1 protein-coding gene is annotated in these 415 nt (G+C 45.5%); it reads right to left on the reverse strand.

What is annotated here, in order from left to right; translation table 11 throughout:
• Positions 1–415, reverse strand: a 415-nt coding sequence (locus tag ACHRWY_RS27590; protein ID WP_395359232.1) for an Ig-like domain-containing protein, incomplete at both ends; no start/stop codon positions are given.

Here is a 415-nt window from a genome sequence, read left to right on the forward strand (position 1 = left end):
GTATCGGTAGCTGTTAAAGCTTTGATAGCCGTAGCTCCCGCTGTAGATGCTATAACTGAATTTGTATTTTCATCCTGAGCAACCGGCGCGTTATTCCCTACCGGAATAGTCACCGTAGCCGGAGTAATATCTACCGCTCCTAAATTATCGGTAGCCGTAAAGGTAAAACTATCGTTTCCTGTAAATGTACCACTTGGTGCATAGGTAAGGTTACCTGCTTGTACCGGTGTCAAAACCTGACCTGCTGTTACCGCAACTCCGCCTAAGGCTAAAGTTCCGTGAGAAGGCAAAGTAGAAACTGTATAACTTACTACTGTTCCGTCAGTATCGGTAGCTGTTAAAGCTTTGATAGCCGTAGCTCCCGCTGTAGATGCTATAACTGAATTTGTATTTTCATCCTGAGCAACCGGCGCGT

Origin of the sequence: Flavobacterium sp. FlaQc-48 (assembly GCF_044007335.1) — a bacterium.
GTDB lineage: Bacteria > Bacteroidota > Bacteroidia > Flavobacteriales > Flavobacteriaceae > Flavobacterium.